The 17,425-nt window shown below is 64.2% G+C and carries 18 protein-coding genes; 13 read left to right on the top strand and 5 right to left on the bottom strand.

Annotated elements, in window-relative coordinates; genetic code table 11:
- The first annotated feature begins 16 nt into the window (after positions 1–16).
- The 13 genes from ACPFL9_RS17970 to ACPFL9_RS18030 are packed head-to-tail and all read left to right on the top strand — an operon-like array spanning position 17 to position 12,588.
- A complete protein-coding gene (locus tag ACPFL9_RS17970; RefSeq protein ID WP_426004295.1) occupies positions 17–1,069 on the top strand; it encodes a substrate-binding domain-containing protein in 1,053 nt (350 codons plus the stop codon).
- A gap of 48 nt (positions 1,070–1,117) precedes the next feature.
- On the top strand, positions 1,118–2,197 hold the full coding sequence (locus ACPFL9_RS17975) for an ABC transporter permease (protein ID WP_281449793.1): 1,080 nt from the start codon (positions 1,118–1,120) through the stop codon (positions 2,195–2,197).
- Positions 2,194–3,021 carry an ATP-binding cassette domain-containing protein gene (locus ACPFL9_RS17980; RefSeq protein WP_426004296.1) on the top strand — a complete coding sequence of 276 codons (828 nt, stop codon included), beginning with the start codon at positions 2,194–2,196 and terminating at the stop codon, positions 3,019–3,021. The genes ACPFL9_RS17975 and ACPFL9_RS17980 overlap by 4 nt, the downstream gene beginning before the upstream one ends.
- Entirely contained in the window at positions 3,018–3,914 is an 897-nt protein-coding gene (locus ACPFL9_RS17985; RefSeq protein ID WP_426004297.1) for an MBL fold metallo-hydrolase, read from the top strand. Before ACPFL9_RS17980 ends, ACPFL9_RS17985 begins: the two co-directional genes overlap by 4 nt.
- Before the next feature lies 1 nt (position 3,915).
- Positions 3,916–4,557, top strand: a complete 642-nt coding sequence (eda, locus tag ACPFL9_RS17990) for a bifunctional 4-hydroxy-2-oxoglutarate aldolase/2-dehydro-3-deoxy-phosphogluconate aldolase (RefSeq protein WP_426004299.1) — start codon at positions 3,916–3,918, stop codon at positions 4,555–4,557.
- 45 nt (positions 4,558–4,602) lie between these two features.
- The gene (locus ACPFL9_RS17995; RefSeq protein WP_426004300.1) at positions 4,603–5,442 is read left to right on the top strand and encodes an SDR family oxidoreductase; all 840 of its coding nucleotides are present in this window, start codon (positions 4,603–4,605) and stop codon (positions 5,440–5,442) included.
- 6 nt (positions 5,443–5,448) lie between these two features.
- The gene (locus ACPFL9_RS18000) at positions 5,449–6,516 is read left to right on the top strand and encodes a galactitol-1-phosphate 5-dehydrogenase (protein WP_426004301.1); all 1,068 of its coding nucleotides are present in this window, start codon (positions 5,449–5,451) and stop codon (positions 6,514–6,516) included.
- Positions 6,513–7,562, top strand: coding sequence for a zinc-dependent dehydrogenase (locus ACPFL9_RS18005; protein ID WP_426004302.1), 1,050 nt, complete (start codon positions 6,513–6,515; stop codon positions 7,560–7,562). The genes ACPFL9_RS18000 and ACPFL9_RS18005 overlap by 4 nt, the downstream gene beginning before the upstream one ends.
- A 43-nt stretch (positions 7,563–7,605) precedes the next feature.
- Entirely contained in the window at positions 7,606–9,105 is a 1,500-nt protein-coding gene (gene glpK, locus ACPFL9_RS18010; protein WP_426004303.1) for a glycerol kinase GlpK, read from the top strand.
- 35 nt (positions 9,106–9,140) lie between these two features.
- A complete protein-coding gene (locus ACPFL9_RS18015) occupies positions 9,141–10,100 on the top strand; it encodes a shikimate dehydrogenase family protein (protein ID WP_426004304.1) in 960 nt (319 codons plus the stop codon).
- A complete protein-coding gene (locus ACPFL9_RS18020; RefSeq protein WP_426004306.1) occupies positions 10,097–10,705 on the top strand; it encodes a glucose-6-phosphate isomerase in 609 nt (202 codons plus the stop codon). Before ACPFL9_RS18015 ends, ACPFL9_RS18020 begins: the two co-directional genes overlap by 4 nt.
- Before the next feature lie 5 nt (positions 10,706–10,710).
- A complete protein-coding gene (locus tag ACPFL9_RS18025; RefSeq protein ID WP_426004307.1) occupies positions 10,711–11,667 on the top strand; it encodes a phosphoglycerate dehydrogenase in 957 nt (318 codons plus the stop codon).
- A gap of 15 nt (positions 11,668–11,682) precedes the next feature.
- Positions 11,683–12,588, top strand: coding sequence for a MurR/RpiR family transcriptional regulator (locus ACPFL9_RS18030; protein WP_426004309.1), 906 nt, complete (start codon positions 11,683–11,685; stop codon positions 12,586–12,588).
- 12 nt (positions 12,589–12,600) lie between these two features.
- Here the strand turns inward: ACPFL9_RS18030 and ACPFL9_RS18035 are convergent, their stop codons facing one another.
- From ACPFL9_RS18035 to dnaK, 5 genes are all read right to left on the bottom strand, one after another.
- Complete coding sequence (locus ACPFL9_RS18035) at positions 12,601–13,293, bottom strand: HAD family hydrolase (RefSeq protein WP_426004310.1); 693 nt, start codon at positions 13,291–13,293, stop codon at positions 12,601–12,603.
- A gap of 14 nt (positions 13,294–13,307) precedes the next feature.
- The gene (locus tag ACPFL9_RS18040) at positions 13,308–13,739 is read right to left on the bottom strand and encodes a heat shock protein transcriptional repressor HspR (RefSeq protein ID WP_426004311.1); all 432 of its coding nucleotides are present in this window, start codon (positions 13,737–13,739) and stop codon (positions 13,308–13,310) included.
- 10 nt (positions 13,740–13,749) lie between these two features.
- On the bottom strand, positions 13,750–14,721 hold the full coding sequence (locus tag ACPFL9_RS18045; RefSeq protein WP_426004312.1) for a DnaJ C-terminal domain-containing protein: 972 nt from the start codon (positions 14,719–14,721) through the stop codon (positions 13,750–13,752).
- Between the two features lie 87 nt (positions 14,722–14,808).
- Positions 14,809–15,468 carry a nucleotide exchange factor GrpE gene (locus ACPFL9_RS18050; RefSeq protein ID WP_426004313.1) on the bottom strand — a complete coding sequence of 220 codons (660 nt, stop codon included), beginning with the start codon at positions 15,466–15,468 and terminating at the stop codon, positions 14,809–14,811.
- A 2-nt stretch (positions 15,469–15,470) separates the two neighbouring features.
- Positions 15,471–17,339, bottom strand: coding sequence for a molecular chaperone DnaK (dnaK, locus tag ACPFL9_RS18055; RefSeq protein ID WP_426004314.1), 1,869 nt, complete (start codon positions 17,337–17,339; stop codon positions 15,471–15,473).
- Between the last annotated feature and the right edge of the window lie 86 nt (positions 17,340–17,425).

Consider the following 17,425-nt stretch of genomic DNA (forward strand, 5'->3'; position numbering starts at 1 on the left):
ACAGAAAGGCCTCGAAATGACCGCTCGTACACAACGGCGTGGAATGACAGCCAAGGCAGCCGCCTTCATCGCCGCGGCCGGCCTCACGGCAAGCCTGGCCGCTTGCTCCTCCTCCGCAGCCGAGTCCAAGCCACTCGTAGGGCTCATCACCAAGACCGATGACAACCCCTACTACGTGAAGATGCGTGAGGGTGCCGAGAAGAAGGCAGCGGAATTGGGCTTCGACCTTCAGTCCCTCTCCGGCCAGGGCCAGAGCGACAACGACTCGCAGGTCAAGGCGATCGAGAATCTTGTAGCCCGTGGCGCCAAGGGCATCATGATTGCCCCCTCAGACTCTGAAGCGATCCTCCCCGCCATCAAGAAGGCCCGGGACGCAGGAGTCTTCGTGGCAGTCCTCGACTCCCCCACCAACCCGACAGATGCTGCCGACGCGACGTTCGCGACCGACAATTTCCAGGCCGGCGTATTGATCGGGCAATGGGCCGCAGCGCAGTTTGCCAACAAACCCGCAAGGATCGCCATGCTGGACCTCAGCCCGGCGCAGGTTGCCGTGGATGTCCAGCGAAACCAGGGATTCCTGCAGGGGTTCGGCGTGGATGTCGCGGACAAGAACAAGATAGGCGACGAAAAGGACCCCCGGATCGTGGGGCATGAAGTCACCAACGCAAACGAGGCCGGCGGCCGGGCTGCCATGGAGAAGCTCCTCCAAAGGGACCGCACCATCAACCTCGTCTACACCATCAACGAGCCTGCCGCGGCAGGCGCCTACTCCTCCATCAAGGCCGCCGGCTTGGAAGGGCAGGTCACGGTGGTTTCCATCGACGGCGGCTGCCCGGGCGTCAATGACGTCAAGGCCGGGGCAATCGGCGCCACGTCCATGCAGTTCCCCATCAAGATGGCCAGCGACGCGCTCCAAGCCATCAGCGGTTACCTGGAGGACGGCACCAAGCCCGCCACCACGGATGGCCTCGATTTCACCAACACGGGCGTCACGCTCATCACGGACAAAGCCGCACCCGGTGTCACTTCCGAACCCACTTCCTGGGGCCTGGAGAACTGCTGGGGCTAAAGCCAGGCAGCCAGACCACACCGTTCATTGAACAGCGAAGGTACAACAATGAAGTCAGTATCCGCGACCCCCGGCAGCCCGGCGCCTGTCAAGAACGCCGAGGCACCGGCCCAACGCAGGGTCGGCGAGCGCCTTGATGACCAGCCACCCGTCCCGTTGCTCGGGAAGATCCAGCGCCAACTGCACGCCCACCCCCTCCTGGGGCCGACGGCCGTCCTGATCCTCGCTTGCGTCGTCTTCACCGCGATGGTGGGCCCACGGTTCATCGATCCCCTCAACGTCTCGCTCATCCTCCAGCAGGTCCAGATCATCGGCATGGTGGGCATCGCACAAACGCTCATCATCCTGACAGCCGGCATCGACCTTTCCGTCGCCGCCGTTATGGTCTTCACCACCGTCATCTCCGGCAAGCTGGCCGCCGAAGCCGGGCTTCCCGCCGTCGTCGCGCTGGTTATTGCGTTGGCGACGGGTGCTGCCTGCGGTTTCCTCAACGGCATCCTGGTGACGCGTTTCCGTGTCCCGCCGTTCATCTCCACCTTGGGAACGCTCAGCATCTTCACGGCCTTGAACCTGCTGGCTTCAGGCAGCCAGACCATCAAGGCCAACGTCCTGCCGGACTTGCTGCTGTGGCCGGGCGAAACGTTCCGGGTCCTCGGAGCACCGGTCACATACGGGTCCATCCTGGTGTTGCTGAGCTTCGTCGCTGTTGCGTTCATCCTCAAGCGCACCGCGTGGGGCGAGCACATCTACGCAGTAGGCGACAACGCCGAAGGAGCCCGGCTCAGCGGCATACGCACCACTCGCGTACTGCTCAGCGTCTACGTCGTGGCGGGGATCATTTGCGCCATTGCAGGCTGGTTGCTCATCGGCCGCGTCGGATCCGTCAGCCCCTTCTCAGGAGAAGGCGTCAACCTCGCCAGCATCACTGCTGTGGTCATCGGAGGAACCAGCCTCTTCGGTGGCCGCGGGAACGTCCTTGGCACCCTCCTGGGCGCCCTCATCATCGGGGTCTTCAGTAACGGCCTGACCCTGGCAGGCGTCGACGTCCTTTGGCAGGTATTCACTACAGGAGTGCTGGTCATCGTCGCCGTCGGGCTGGACCAGTGGACCCGAAAGGTCGCAGGATGACTTCGAACCCAACCCTCACCACGCAGCCTATCCTCCAGGCACGGAACCTCGTGAAGCGGTACGGTCACGTCACCGCCCTGGCAGGCGCCGACCTGACCCTCTACCCCGGCGAAGTCCTGGCAGTGATCGGCGATAACGGTGCCGGTAAATCCTCCCTCATCAAGGCGCTCTCCGGTGCGCTGATCCCGGACGAAGGCGAAATCCAGGTTGATGGCACCACGCAGAAGTTCCGTTCGCCCTTGGACGCCCGCAGCGCTGGCATCGAAACGGTCTATCAACACCTCGCCCTGGCCCCGGCACGTGACATCGCCGCGAACCTCTTCCTTGGCCGCGAAATCCGGAAGCCCGGCCCGCTGGGATGGGGACTGCGGATGCTGGACCACAAGAAAATGCGCAGTGAAACCGCCCGGATCATGGGCGACCTGGGGCTGCTGACCATCCAGAACATCGGCCAAGCGGTCGAGACGCTCTCCGGAGGCCAACGCCAAGGGGTGGCCGTTGCCCGCGCGGCAGCATTCGGCAGCCGCGTGATCATTATGGACGAGCCCACAGCCGCCTTGGGCGTCAAGGAATCAGGCAAAGTTCTGGACCTGATCGCGGGCATCCGGGACCGCGGCATCCCCGTCATCCTTATCAGCCACGACATGCCCCACGTCTTCGAAGTAGCGGACAGGATCCATGTCCAACGGCTGGGCCGCCGCATCGCCTGCGTCCAGAAAACGGACATCACCATGAACGACGCTGTGTCGCTGATGACCGGTGCGCAAACACCGCCCGAGGGGCACGATCCCGAAGCACTCCCAGCCCGGCTGGCCGTCCGATGAACGCTTACTTCACTGTTCGTGCCGAAAGTGACGGGCCCGACGTCGGGCATCTCACCCAAGCAGCCGGCGACGACGGACGCCTCCGCTTCTGGTGGCTTGGCCAGGCAGGCTTCGCCTTTGAATATGCCGGGCGGCGAATCCTGCTGGACCCGTACCTTTCGGACAGCCTTGCAAAGAAGTACGCCGGAACCCTGTTCCCGCACACGCGGCTCCAGCCAGTGCCCGTGGACCCGGCGGAGGTGCGCGGTGTGGAAGCCGTGCTGCACAGCCACGCCCACACGGACCATTTGGACCCGGACACGGTCGCCGGCCTGCTGGCGCACAACTCCCCCGTGTTCGTGGCGCCCAGGGCACGGCGCGAGGTGGCCTTGGCCCGGCACGTTCCCGAGGACCGGCTGCGTGCCGTCACCGCCGGGGACGTAGTGGACCTCGGCGACGGCGTGACCGTCACGGCCGTACCGGCAGCCCATGAAGAGCTCGAAGTCGACGCCAACGGCGATTCGGTCTTCCTCGGCTACATCCTGGACATCGCCGGCCTGCGGATCTACCACTCCGGCGACTGCGTCCCTTATGAGGGTCAAGCGGAACTACTCCGTAGCCACGCCGTGGACCTTGCCCTGCTGCCCATCAACGGACGCGACAAGCACAGGCTGCAGAACGGCGTTCCCGGCAATTTCACAGTTCACGAAGCAGCGGCCCTCTGCAAGCAGGCGGCGATTCCCGCCGTCGTTGGCCACCACTTCGGCTTGTTCGACTTCAATACGGTGTCCCGCGAGGAAGCCGCCCGCGAACTTGGCGAGGTGGCCGGTGACCTGCAATGGACCCTCCCCGATGTGGGCCTATGCCACGTCATCGAGTCCGCCCACCACGCCGCACAGCTGGAAGGACGCTGACATGGACCTCGAAAAATCGCTCCGTGGACTTCGGATCGTACCCGTCATCGAAATCGCCGACGCCGACGATGCTGTGCCCTTGGGGCACACGCTGGTGGAGGCCGGGCTGCCGGTAGCTGAAGTGACCTTCAGGACACCGGCCGCGGCCGAGGCCATCGCACGCATGGTGCGTGACGTGCCCGGATTGCTGGCAGGTGCCGGCACGGTCCTTTCCGAAGCGGATGTGGACGCAGCCATCGACGCCGGTGCCCATTTCCTGGTCTCGCCGGGGATGAATCCCGCGGTGGTTGGCAGGGCACAGGCGGCAGGTGTGCCGATCATTCCCGGGGTCACCTCACCCACGGAAATTGAAGCCGCACGGGCCCTCGGCCTCCGTTTGCTCAAGCTTTTCCCTGCCGAAGCCGTGGGCGGGCTGCCGCTCGTCAAAGCGTTTGCGGCGCCATATCCGGATGTCGCGTTCATGCCAACCGGCGGCATCACCGCCTCCACCGTGGAGGCCTGGCTGCAAGCCCCGAATGTGGCCGCCTGCGGCGGTTCCTGGATCGCCACGAAGGCCGACATCTCCGGCCGGCGCTGGGACGACATCCGCAGCAAAGCCAGCCAGGCCGTGCGCCTGGCATCCCCTTCAGTGGCGTCCTCCTGACGGCCACCGATCCCATCAAAACCACCTATTACAAGGAGAACCACAATGAGTGAAACATACGTCCCCCAGAACGGCGTGGCGCTGAGCGGCAAGGTCGCAATCGTCAGCGGCGCGGCATCCGGCATCGGCGAGGCCGTGGCCCGCATCTTCGCCGCCAACGAAAGCAACGTCCTGTTGGTGGACATCGACGAGGAACGCCTGGACAAGGTCACCGCCAGCATCCGCGGCTACGGCCGCGGCGAAGTCCACTCCATCCTGGCCGACGTCACCGACGAGCAGTCCGTGATCGACCTCTTCGCCTGGGCCAAAACCAACTGGGGCAGCGTGGACCTCCTGGTGAACAGCGCCGGCCGCGACTCCCTCGCCCCGCCCGTCACGGACGTCAGCCTGGACGAGTGGAACAAGACCCTGAACCCGAACCTGACCGCCGTGTTCCTGATGTGCCGCGAAGCGTTCCGCATCATGGAGAAGCAGGAGAACGGTGGACGCATCATCAACATGGGTTCCTCGTCGGCCCGCGTCGCTTCCGGCCCGGGCCACAGCCCCTACCGTGCGTCCAAGCACGGCCTCATGGGTTTCAGCAAGAACATCCTGCTGGAAGGCAAGGACAAGAAGATCGGCGTCACGGTCATCAACCCGTCCCATGTGAAGACCCCCATGACCGAAATCATCGACAAGGGCCTTTACGACGGCGATGTTCCCGCCTACATCGACGGCTGGCTGGACAAGAAGGAAATCGAGGAAGGCATCCACGCCAGCTGCATCGAGGTGGACAACGTCGCCGAGATCACCCTTTACGTGGCAACCCGGACACCGGACGTCACCATTCCGCAGATCGCCCTGTACCCCACCCACAAGGCACACCGCTACGGCATGGAGGTCTAGCCTGTCATGAAGGCTGCCATTCTCAATGGACTCAATGACCTGGAGTACCAGGACATCCCTGAGCCCGAGCCTGTAGGCGAGGACCCCGTCCTGGTGCGCGTCGGCGCCGTCGGGGTTTGTGGTTCCGACGTGCTGCGCTACGGCCACGGCAAGGCGTACCACTATCCGCTGGTGCTCGGCCACGAGTTCTCCGCGATCGTGGAGGAAGCCCCCACGGACTCCGGGCTCAGGCCCGGTGACCGCGCTGCAGTCTTTCCCCTGCTGCACCAGCACGGGGACCCGATGTCCGAAATCGGTGAACACGCCCTGGGCACCGGGTACGACTACTTCGGCTCCCGACGGCACGGTGCCATGTCCGAACGGATGTGGGTACCGGCCAAGAGCATCTTCCGTGTCCCGGAAAATACTCCCTTGACGCACGCAGCCATGGTGGAGCCGGCAGGCGTAGCCCTGCACGCCATGCTCAAACTGGACATCCCTACCCACGCCACGGCCTTGGTGATCGGAGCAGGTCCCATTGGTGCCTTGGCGGCCCAGTGGCTCAGGATCCTGGGGTGTTCACGGGTGCTTGTGGCCGATATCGATGACCGGAAACTGGAGATCATGTCCGGGCTGGGGTTCGATGTCCTCGACGCGAGGACCGGCGACACCGCCGACCTCGCACGGGCTGCCACCGACGGCTGGGGACCGCAGATCACCGTGGAAGCCACCGGGAACCCGAAGGCACTGGTCCAGGCCATCGACGCCGCTTCCGTCCAGGGGCAGGTAGTGCTGCTCGGTGACTTGAGCGGGGACCTCCACTTGGCCAAGGCGGAGGTATCCTCCCTGCTGCGCCGGGAACTGCGCCTCTACGGGACGTGGAACGCCAAAGTGACCCCCAAGGGCCACAGTGAGTGGGACATGGTTATCGCGCATCTGGGCAAAGACCTGAAAGTGGAGGAGCTCATCAGCCACGTCCGTCCCTTGAAAGAGGCCCCGGGACTTTTCCGGCAACTCACCGACCGCTCCATTTGGTACAACAAGGTGCTGTTCGCGGTCTCCGAAGAAGCGCAGGAGGAGGTGCGGTCACAGTGAAGGCTGCAAGGCTCCACTCCGCCGGCACCATCACTGTGGACGAGGTTGACCGTCCGGTGGCCGGACCCGGTGACATTGTCATCAAGGTCCGCGCGGCATCCATTTGCGGTACGGACCGCCGCATCGCCACCAACGGCCACTTCAAGCTTCCGGAAGGAACGCCGAGGGTCCTCGGCCACGAGTTTGCCGGCGACATCGTCTCGGCCGGGGATGAAGTTGCCGGTTATGCCGTGGGCGACAGGGTCAGTGTCACCCCCAACGTAGGTTGCGGACGCTGCGCGAGCTGCCTGGTGGGACTCAACAACATGTGCCCGTCCTACGAGGCATTCGGCATCACCATGGACGGTGGTTTCCAGGAATACGTCCTGATTCCGCGGTTCGCCATTGAACGCGGCAACGTCTTCCATCTTCCGGATACCGTGGATTATGCCGAGGCAGCCCTGGTGGAACCGCTGTCCTGCTGCTACAACGCCATCAGCAAGCTGGACGTCGGACCCGAAACCACCGTGCTGGTCATGGGAGCCGGGCCGATCGGGGCGTGCCACGTGATGCTGTCCAAGCTCTACGGCGCCGCCAAGGTCATCGTCTCCAACAACCGCCAGGCACGGCTCGACTTCGCAGGCTCCGTTGGGGCTGACGTCCTGGTCAACCTGGGCGAGCGCGAGCTGGCGTCCGTGGTGGCGGAAGAAACGTCCGGCCGGGGCGTGGACGTCGCACTGACGTGCGTTTCCAAACCGGAAGTCCAGGCTGAAGCGGTGGACCTGCTGGCCATGCACGGGCGGGTGAACTTCTTCGCCGGCCTCGGCAAGGCCCAGCGGGTTCCCGTGGATACCAACCGCGTCCACTACCAAGGCCTCACTTTGACGGGAACCACCGGCTCCAGCAACTCCGATTACGCCGCCTCGCTGCGGCTCGTCGGAGAAGGCCGGTTGAACCTCTCGCCACTGGTCACGGAGACCTTCACACTGGATGACATCGAGAAGGCCATGGACTACGCAGGATCGGGCGCGGGCATGAAAGCCATGATCCTTTTCGACTCGAAGTGAAGCGCGGGCCCACAGTTACCGCGCACGCAGAAACGGACATCTGATGACGACGAAGTACATCATGGCACTGGACTCCGGCACCACCGGAATCAGGTCAATCCTCTACAGCCAGGACCTTGAAATCGTGGGTGAAGCCAGCCAGGAGTTCACCCAGATCTATCCCAAGCCCGGCTGGGTGGAGCACGATCCCATCGAGATCTGGAACACCCAATTGGCCGTAGCCCGGCGGGCGACGGAGGCAGCGGGCATCGATCCGCGGGACATCGGCGCAATCGGTGTCACCAACCAACGCGAAACCACCGTGATCTGGGACCGAAGCACCGGCAAGCCCATCATGAACGCCATCGTGTGGCAAGACCGGCGCACGGCTGGGCTGTGCGATGAGCTGAAGGAGAAAGGCTTTGAAGAGTACGTCCGGACCACCACCGGCCTGGTGGTGGACGCCTACTTCTCCGGAACCAAGATCGCCTGGATCCTGGACAACGTTCCCGGCGCCCGGGCGCGCGCCGAGGCCGGAGAACTGTGCTTCGGCACCGTGGACAGCTGGCTGATCTGGAACCTCACCGGGGGCAAGGCCCACGTGACGGACTACTCCAACGCCGCACGGACCATGCTCTTCAACATCAACACCCTGGACTGGGACGACAAACTGTTGGACGAACTGGGGGTTCCACGGATGCTGCTCCCCCAGGTCCGGCCCAGCAGCGAAGTCTACGGCCACACCTGCGATGCGATCTTCGCGGGGGCCCGCATTCCCGTGGCTTCGGCCGTGGGGGACCAGCAGGCAGCCCTGTTCGGCCAGGCCTGCTTTGACCGTGGCATGGTCAAAGCCACCTACGGGACAGGAGCCAGCCTGGTGATGCACACCGGGGACGCGCCCGTCAGCTCAACCAACGGGATGCTCACCACCATCGCCTGGGGTTTGAACGGGAAGGTTGAGTACGCCCTGGAAGGCCTGATCTTTGTGGCTGCTGCCTCCATCCAGTGGTTGCGTGATGAGCTGCGCGTCATCTATGACTCGGCGGACAGCGAGTATGCCGCCATGCGCGTGGAGGACTCCGGCGGGGTCTACGTTGTTCCGGCGTTCACGGGAATGGCCGCGCCGTATTGGGATCCCTATGCCCGCGGCGCGATCCTGGGCCTCACGAGGGGATCCAGCCGGAACCACATCATCCGGGCAACCCTGGAGTCCATCGCGTTCCAGATCAAGGACGTCATCAACTGCATGGAGACGGATGCGGGCATCCCGGTCTCCGAAATCCGGGTGGACGGAGGGGCCGTCCGCAACAACTTCCTGATGCAGTTCCAGGCGGACATGCTCAACGTCCGTGTGCTCCGCCCCCGGCAGGTGGAATCCACCGCGCGGGGCGCCGCCCTCCTGGCCGGGTTGGCGTGCGGAATATGGCACAGCCAGGACCAACTCCGCGAGACCTTTGCGCTGGACCGGGAATTCATTCCGGACATGGCGGAGGAGAAGCGGCAGAAGTTGTACTCCGGCTGGCAGCGCGCCGTAGCCCGTGCCTCCGACTGGGAAGAGCACTAGACCATTGACCACTGCACATCGAGGAGAGCACCACTATGTTGTTGCCCGCCACTGAACCCACCATGTACTTCGTGGGGGTCACCACCAAGCAATCATCCATCATGCGCGTCTTCCCGGCATGGGCCGAGGAACTGGGACTGTCCGCAGTCCTGAAGGGAATCGACCTCCCTCCGGGCGCACCGGCGCCCGACTACCAGGACGTTGTCCGGTTCCTCAAAACTGATCCCCTGTCGCTCGGCGCGCTGGTCACCACCCACAAGCTGGACATCGTCAGCGCAGCAAAGGAACACTTCGACGGCTTCGGTGAGGATGCACAGGTGCTGCACGAGATCAGCAGCATCTCCAAGAAGGACGGGAAGCTGTGGGGCAACGCCATGGACGCCGTCACCAGCGGGCTGTCCCTGGAAGCGATTGTTCCTGATGACTACTGGCAGGACAGCGGGGCCGAGCTGGTGTTGCTGGGGGCCGGTGGTTCATCCCTGGCCCTGACGTACTACCTGCACAAACGCGCAGGCGCAGGATTCCCGGCACCGGCCAAGATCACGGTGACCAACCGCCGGGCCAGCCGATTGGAGGAAATGCGGTCGATGCATGCCAAGCTCGGCAGCAACCTGCCCATCAGCTACGTCCAGGTGGCAGACGCTGCGGAGAACGACGCCGTGGTTTCCGCCGCTCCACCCGGCTCAGTGATCATCAATGCCACTGGCTTGGGGAAAGACCGGCCGGGCTCACCGCTCACGGACAAAGTGGTCTTCCCCCAGGACGCCGTTGCCTGGGACTTCAACTACCGGGGCGAGCTCGTGTTCCTGGACCAGGCCAACGCCCAACAACCCAGCCTGAACGTCCGGGTAGAAGACGGCTGGGTCTACTTCCTCCACGGGTGGACACGCGTGATCGCCGACGTCTTCGCCATCGACATTCCAACCCGCGGACCGGTCTTCGACCGCTTGTCAGACATCGCACTGAACGTTTCCAAGAAGGAGATTTCCTCATGAGCACCACCGCCGCCAAGACAACTGCAGCTGAGACGACCGTCCAGGCAGTATTGACAGACTTCGACGTCAAGACCGGGCTGTCCACCGCGAAGGCACCGCTGCAGCGCCGGCTCTCAGCCATGGCCAACATGTACGCGGACCAAGCCGCCGCTGCCGCACAGGTGGCCGAGGACGACGTCCTGGTCTATGAATTCTTCGACATGGGCGTTCCGTCCACGTCCGGTGACGTGGCCTACGGAACCAGCATCACCTACCCGGGCAAGGTGGGTGATGAGTACTACATGACCAAGGGCCACTTCCACGAGGTTTTGGACACCGCGGAGATCTACTACTGCCTGAGCGGCCATGGCTACATGCTGATGGAGAACCCCGAGGGCGACTGGCAGGCCGCGGAATTCACGCCAGGACAGGCAGTCTACGTTCCGCGCCGCTACGCCCATCGGAGCATCAACGTTTCGGCCACGGAGCCGCTGGTGACCTTCTTCGCCTTCCCGGGCCACGCCGGCCACGACTACGGGACCATCGAGACCAAAGGCTTCCGCAAATTGTGCGTCGAGCGGGACGGCAAGCCTGAGTTCATCGACAACCCGCGCTGGCAGGCCTAAGTGCCATGTCGCCGAACGTAACGCACGACGGCGGCCCTCGCCGGATTGCGGTGACCCCCCGTTCCATTTCGGACGGGGGGCACCCCGCCTTGCGGCAGCTCGAAAAGGCGGGATACGACGTCGTGTATCCCGCCCCGGGTGCCGTCCCCAACGAACAGCAGCTGCGCAGCGCGTTGCGCGGTTGCGTGGGCTATATCGCCGGGACGGAACGCCTGAGCGGCTCATTCCTGTCCGAATTCCCTGAGCTGAAGGCAATCTCCCGCAACGGAGTGGGGATCGATTCGATCGACGTCGACGCCGCCAAACGGCAAGGCATCAGCGTTCTCACCGCGCCCGGTGCCAATTCCCAGGGTGTCGCGGAACTGACCATCGCCCTCATGATGTCTGCGGTGCGAGGCATCCCGTGGCATGACGGTCAACTGAAGTCCGGGCAGTGGGCGCGACGCCCTGGCCGGGAAGTGTCGGGGCTAACGCTCGGCCTGCTCGGCTGCGGCCAGATCGGACGGCGGGTGGCCCTGATGGCGCTGGGGCTTGGAATGAAAGTGCTGGCTTTCGACGCCTACCCGTTGGAGTCCTTCCGACCTTCGGAGGAATTCGCCTGGGGTTCGCTGGACGACGTCCTGCGAACCTCCGACGTAGTTTCCCTCCACATGCCGCCGTCGGCGGAGCCGGTTATAGGGAAGGCCACTATCGGCTTGCTCAAACGCGGGGCAGGGATCATCAACACAGCCCGGGCTTCCCTGGTGGATGATGATTCAGTTCTGGCCGCCCTGGAATCGGGAGCCGTGGCGTTCCTCGCCACCGATGTTTTCGAAACCGAGCCTCCCGGCCGCACTCCCCTGGTGGGGCACCCGAATGTCATCGCGACCCCGCACATCGGTGGATACACTGGGGAAAGCGTTGACCGGGCCACCTGGGCTGCCGTGGACAACCTGCTTCAGGCCCTGGCCAACCAGCACTAGACCGGAGACTGCCACATGACGGAGACCTTTACCGACGGCGGACTGCTGCACCGGATTTCGGCGCGGCTGCCTTACCTTCCGCCGTCGCTCCGTCTTGTGGCGGAAGCTGTCCTGAAATCACCCGAACGCGCGCAGGCCATGACCATCACCGAACTGGCGCTGGCCGCCGGCGTTGGCGAATCGACCGTCTCGCGCTTCGTGCGCGAGCTGGGCGTGGACGGTTACAAGTCCCTGCTGCTGGGTTTGGCCGAAGCGGCCTTCATATCCAAGGCTGCCACCCAGGAGCAGCCTGCGGCGTCGGACGTTGTGTACGAGGGCGTCAACCGCGGTGACACCCCCGAGGACATCGTCGGCAAGGTTGAACGCAGCAGCATCCAGTCACTGAGGCGTACGGGACAGCGCCAGGACGTGGAAGCCATCCAGCGCGCCGTAGACATGATCGACGCCGCCAACACCTTGGTGTTCTGCTGCATGGGGTCCTCCAGCATCGCCGCCGAAGAGGCCGTGATGCGCTTCACCCGCGCAGGCAAGAAATGCATGCTCTACCGGGACACCACTATCCAGGTCATGCTCGCGACCATCCTTGCCCCGGGTGATCTCTTGATTGGTATCAGCGATTCGGGGCAAAGCACGCCCATCATCGAAGCGCTCCATCTGGCCCAACAACGTGGGGCGGCAACCCTGGCCATCACTGGCGCCGAAGGCTCTCCCCTGTTGGAGCACGCCGATATCGCACTGTTCACGGCTACGGCCCCGAGCGGCGGAGAACTCTACGGGGAGTCGGTCACCAGTAAATGGGGGCAGCTGCTGGTCATCGACATCCTCTACGCCGCCTACGCCACAAGGCACTATGACGCGACCGTCAAGAACCTTAAGGACACCTACCAGAGCAGCATCCGGCAATCGCGCCGGAGTTCGTAGCTCCCTCGGCACCTACTTCCAAGCCGCTACCCAAGCCAGCAGATCCCGCGATTCCAGGGATCCGCAAAAGGCATGGGCCAGCGGCTCCTGGCTTGCCATGTGTGGGACGGCGATGACGTTCATGCCTGCGGCCACCGCGGCCTTGGCGCCGGCCTCGGAATCCTCGAAGGCGACGCATTTCCCCGGGGCCGCGCCCAACGCCTCCGCAGCGGCCAGGTAGACATCCGGGGCCGGCTTGGGTTGCGCCACCTCTTCAGCCGAAACAGTGGCCGTGAACTGTGATTCGAAGCCACTGCGGGAGATGGCCACGTCCAGGATGCGGCGGGCCGAGTTGCTCGCGACTGCCAGCGGTACCTTCGCCCCCATCGCCTCCACGATTTCGCGGGCCCCGGGCATGGGGCGACCCGACTCCAGCACCAGGAGCTCATTGACATCCAACAGCTGCTTGATGACAGAGGCCGGCTCGGCACCCGCCCGCTGGGCCATGAGGGGCCCAATGCGGCTGGCAGGGAGACCAACCAATTGATGGCGCAGCTCCCTGTCCAAGGCAATACCGAGTTGGTCACACACCATTTCCTGTGTGCGGGTCCACAGCGATTCGGTGTCCATCAGGAGGCCGTCGCAATCGAAGATCACGGCATCCGGACGCCAGGAACCGAATGTCTCAAGGAAGGTGGAAAAGAATTGGTCACGGTGAGTTGGCATCCCGGCATAGGGATTCATCGTTGGCCCTCCCCCGACCGCGGACGCCACACCACCACGGCCTGCGAGCGGGGGCGCGGCCGCTGCCCGCGGGCAAGGCTGACCACGTCACCGGCAGCACCAGCTGCGAAGATCCGTGCATCCAAGGGGGTCCTGCGCCGTGAAAGCTCCTCAGTCAGTTCGGCAACCTTGAACTGCAAGGCCGCCACTTGGTTCTCGAGCTCCATAATGCGTTTGATGCCCTCCAGGGACACCCCCGACTGCGAGAGGCGCTGGACCTCCCGCAGTTTGTCCACGTCATGCTGGGAATAGCGGCGGGACTTTCCGGGGGCGCGGCTGGGCGAGACGATGCCCAGGCGGTCGTACTGGCGCAACGTCTGCGGATGCATGTCGGCAAGCTCCGCGGCGACGGAGATGACAAAGATCGGCTGGTTGACGTCGATTGCCATGACCGCCTCCTTACAGCCGGGCCTTCGCGGCCAGATCCTGACGCGGGTTCGCGTCCGAGGTGGCGGCAGCGAACGCCTTGACGGCCTCTTCCGCTTCCTTGCTCAGGTTCTGGGGAACGGCGACGTCGATCGTCACGAGAAGGTCACCGGTCGCCTTCGATGTCTTCACGCCACGGCCTTTGACCCTCAGGGTGCGGCCAGCGGGTGTGCCCGCCGGGACACGCAACTTGACGGTGTCGCCGTCGAGCGTTGGAGCCTCGATAGTGGCGCCAAGCGCCGCCTCCGCAAACGTCACCGGCACATGGATGCGGATGTTGTCGCCTTCGCGCTGGAAGAAGTCATGGGGCTTCACGCTCACCGTGATGATGAGGTCGCCGTTTCCGGCGGGACCGGCGTTGCCCTTGCCGCGCTGGCGGACCTTCTGGCCGTCCTTGATGCCCGCCGGAATCTTGACGTCGATGACATTGCCGTTGCTCTCGCGCAGGCTGACCGTGGTGCCCTTGATGGAACCGGCGAACGAGATGGAGGTGGTGGCGGTCCTATCGGAGCCCTTCTGGGGTGCACGCTGGAACCCGGCCGGCCCTCCTCCGAAGCCACCGCCGAACAGGTCGGCGAACTCGGGCGGGATACCGCCGCCGCCGGCCGGCTGGCGCGCGCCGCCGCCAAACAAGCCACCGAACAGGTCTTCGAAGCCTCCGTTGGCCCCGGCACCGCTGCGTCCACCCGCGCCAGGGGCGAACCGGGCGCCACCCATGGCGCGGATGGCGTCGTACTGCTGCCGGTCCTCAGGACTCGACAGCACCGAGTAGGCCTCGGAAATGTCTTTGAACCGCTTCTCCGCAGCAGCATCACCGGCATTCGTATCCGGGTGGTACTGCCGGGCAAGCTTGCGGTAAGCCTTTTTGATATCAGCGTCGGAGGCGTCCTTGGCGATACCAAGGATCGCGTAAAAATCCTTTTCAACCCAGTCCTGGCTGGCCAAGAGCGTTTCCTTTCGTTGGTAACGAGATGGCAGTTCGTCCCAATGTTCTCTTCAAACACTGTCACGAACTGCCATCTCGATGAGTTGTTACGCGGGTACAGCCACAATCACCTGGGCTGCACGGAGGACACGCTCGCCTGAGCGGTATCCGGAGCGCAGCACCTGGCTGACGGTGTCTACCTCGATGTCCTCGCCGGGCTGCTGGATGAGTGCCTCGTGAATGGTGGGGTCGAATTCGACACCCGTTTCCGAGATGCGCTCGAGTCCGTACGTCTTCAGCGCGTTCTCCAGCTTGGTGGCGATGGCGGCGAAGGGTCCGTCCTCGAGGTCACCGTGCTGGCGTGCAGCGTCGACGTCGTCCAGCACCGGAAGCAGCGAGTTCAGGACGCCGATGACGGCCATTTCTCCTGCTACGGCACGGTCCCGTTCCACGCGCTTGCGGTAGTTGACGTACTCAGCCTGCAGGCGGAGGAGGTCGTTGCGGAGCTCCGTTGCCTGGGCCTCGGCCGCCGCACCGGACGCTACCGACTCTTCAGCCGGAACCTCCACCCCGTTGAGGATTTCCTCAGCCTGGGAAAGGGCGTCGCCCTCGGTGGGAGCGGCGTCGCTTTCAGCTGCATCCGCGGATTCACCATGAGGGTGCCGCGCGGCCCCGGTCTCCGGGTCAACCTTGCGGTTGTCCCGGATGACGGGCTTGCGCTGCTCGTTGCCTTCGGAGTGCTCTTCTTCGTTGCCGTGATGAGGCATGGCTACTTCTTCGCTTCGTCTTCGTCGATGATTTCGGCGTCGACGATGTCCTCGTCGGCCTTGTCACCAGCGCCACCTGCGGGAGCGCCTTCAGCACCGGCACCCGGAGCGTCCGCAGCGGACGCCTGGGCGTAGATGGCTTCGCCGAGCTTGGTCTGGGAAGCCTGCAGCTTCTCAAACGCAGTCTTCACGGCGGCGTCGTCGGTGCCCTCCAGGGCGGACTTGAGGGCGTCGACGTCGGCCTTCACCTCGGTCTTGACCTCTTCCGGCAGCTTGTCCTCGTTCTCGGAGATCAGCTTCTCCACCGAGTAGGCGAGCTGCTCTGCGGAGTTGCGGGTATCCGTAGCTTCGCGGCGGGCCTTGTCCTCGGCGGCGTGCTCTTCGGCTTCGCGGACCATGCGGTCGATGTCTTCCTTGGACAGTGCCGTGCCACCGGTGATGGTCATGGACTGTTCCTTGCCGGTGCCCTTGTCCTTGGCGGATACGTGGACGATGCCGTTGGCGTCGATGTCGAAGGTGACCTCGATCTGCGGCACGCCACGCGGGGCGGGAGCAATACCGGTCAACTCGAACGTGCCCAGCGGCTTGTTGTCGCGGGTGAATTCACGCTCGCCCTGGAAGACCTGGATGGCCACGGACGGCTGGTTGTCGTCAGCGGTGGTGAAGGTTTCCGAACGCTTGGTGGGGATGGCGGTGTTGCGCTCGATCAGGTGGGTCATGACGCCACCCTTGGTTTCGATGCCGAGGGACAGCGGCGTGACGTCGATGAGCAGGACGTCCTTGCGCTCGCCCTTCAGGACACCGGCCTGGAGTGCGGCACCAACGGCCACAACTTCATCCGGGTTGACGCCCTTGTTGGGTTCCTTGCCGCCGGCGAGTTCCTTGACGAGCTCGGAGACGGCAGGCATACGGGTGGAACCACCGACGAGGACGATGTGGTCGATGTCGGAGACCTTGATTCCGGCCTCAGCAATGACGTCGTGGAACGGCTTCTTGGTGCGGTCCAGGAGGTCCTTGGTGAGGTCCTGGAACTTGGCACGGGTCAACTGCTCGTCCAGGTGGACCGGGCCGTCGGGGGTGACGGACAGGTACTGGAGGGAGATGTTGGTGCTGGTGGAGGAGGACAGTTCCTTCTTGGCCTGCTCAGCAGCTTCACGGAGGCGCTGGAGGGCGATCTTGTCCTTGGAGAGGTCGATGCCCTTGACCTTGAGCTGGCCCAGGAGCCACTCGACAACGCGGTTGTCCCAGTCGTCGCCGCCCAGGCGGTTATCACCGGCGGTCGCGCGGACCTGGATGGTGGAGAAGTTGTCTTCGTCCTTGCCGACCTCGAGGAGGGAGACGTCGAAGGTACCGCCACCGAGGTCGAAGACCAGGATGAGTTCGTCTTCCTTGCCCTTGTCCAAGCCGTAGGCCAGAGCGGCCGCGGTGGGCTCGTTGACGATGCGGAGGACGTTGAGGCCTGCGATTTCGCCGGCTTCCTTGGTGGACTGGCGCTCGGCGTCGTTGAAGTAGGCCGGAACGGTGATCACAGCGTCGGTGACCTTTTCGCCCAAGTAGCTCTCGGCGTCGTTCTTAAGCTTCATGAGGATACGCGCGGAGATTTCCTGCGGCGTGTACTTCTTGTCATCGATGGCGACGGTCCAGTCAGTGCCCATGTGGCGCTTGACGGAGGCGATGGTGCGGTCGATGTTGTTGACGGCTTGGCGCTTGGCGATCTCGCCGACCAGGACTTCGCCGGACTTGGAGAACGCGACGACGGACGGCGTGGTGCGGCCGCCTTCTGCGTTGGCGATGACGGTGGGCTCGCCACCTTCAAGAACAGAGACCACGGAGTTGGTGGTTCCGAGGTCGATACCTACTGCACGTGACATATCTTGTTTCCTTTCAATGGCCGATGTTGAAGATTGCACCCGGCAACACTCTCCGCCGGAGCGGTCCTGCTGGTCGGGAGCCCACT

Source organism: Paenarthrobacter sp. NyZ202, assembly GCF_049860755.1.
Taxonomy (GTDB): domain Bacteria; phylum Actinomycetota; class Actinomycetes; order Actinomycetales; family Micrococcaceae; genus Arthrobacter.

Excerpts from the sequence above, each read along its gene's own strand:
- ACPFL9_RS17970 (WP_426004295.1), top strand. The coding sequence starts at position 17 with ATGACCGCTCGTACACAACGGCGTGGAATGACAGCCAAGGCAGCCGCC.
- ACPFL9_RS17975 (WP_281449793.1), top strand. The coding sequence starts at position 1,118 with ATGAAGTCAGTATCCGCGACCCCCGGCAGCCCGGCGCCTGTCAAGAAC.
- ACPFL9_RS17980 (WP_426004296.1), top strand. The coding sequence starts at position 2,194 with ATGACTTCGAACCCAACCCTCACCACGCAGCCTATCCTCCAGGCACGG.
- ACPFL9_RS17985 (WP_426004297.1), top strand. The coding sequence starts at position 3,018 with ATGAACGCTTACTTCACTGTTCGTGCCGAAAGTGACGGGCCCGACGTC.
- eda (WP_426004299.1), top strand. The coding sequence starts at position 3,916 with ATGGACCTCGAAAAATCGCTCCGTGGACTTCGGATCGTACCCGTCATC.
- ACPFL9_RS17995 (WP_426004300.1), top strand. The coding sequence starts at position 4,603 with ATGAGTGAAACATACGTCCCCCAGAACGGCGTGGCGCTGAGCGGCAAG.
- ACPFL9_RS18000 (WP_426004301.1), top strand. The coding sequence starts at position 5,449 with ATGAAGGCTGCCATTCTCAATGGACTCAATGACCTGGAGTACCAGGAC.
- glpK (WP_426004303.1), top strand. The coding sequence starts at position 7,606 with ATGACGACGAAGTACATCATGGCACTGGACTCCGGCACCACCGGAATC.
- ACPFL9_RS18015 (WP_426004304.1), top strand. The coding sequence starts at position 9,141 with ATGTTGTTGCCCGCCACTGAACCCACCATGTACTTCGTGGGGGTCACC.
- ACPFL9_RS18020 (WP_426004306.1), top strand. The coding sequence starts at position 10,097 with ATGAGCACCACCGCCGCCAAGACAACTGCAGCTGAGACGACCGTCCAG.
- ACPFL9_RS18025 (WP_426004307.1), top strand. The coding sequence starts at position 10,711 with ATGTCGCCGAACGTAACGCACGACGGCGGCCCTCGCCGGATTGCGGTG.
- ACPFL9_RS18030 (WP_426004309.1), top strand. The coding sequence starts at position 11,683 with ATGACGGAGACCTTTACCGACGGCGGACTGCTGCACCGGATTTCGGCG.
- ACPFL9_RS18035 (WP_426004310.1), bottom strand. The coding sequence starts at position 13,293 with ATGCCAACTCACCGTGACCAATTCTTTTCCACCTTCCTTGAGACATTC.
- ACPFL9_RS18040 (WP_426004311.1), bottom strand. The coding sequence starts at position 13,739 with ATGGCAATCGACGTCAACCAGCCGATCTTTGTCATCTCCGTCGCCGCG.
- ACPFL9_RS18050 (WP_426004313.1), bottom strand. The coding sequence starts at position 15,468 with ATGCCTCATCACGGCAACGAAGAAGAGCACTCCGAAGGCAACGAGCAG.
- dnaK (WP_426004314.1), bottom strand. The coding sequence starts at position 17,339 with ATGTCACGTGCAGTAGGTATCGACCTCGGAACCACCAACTCCGTGGTC.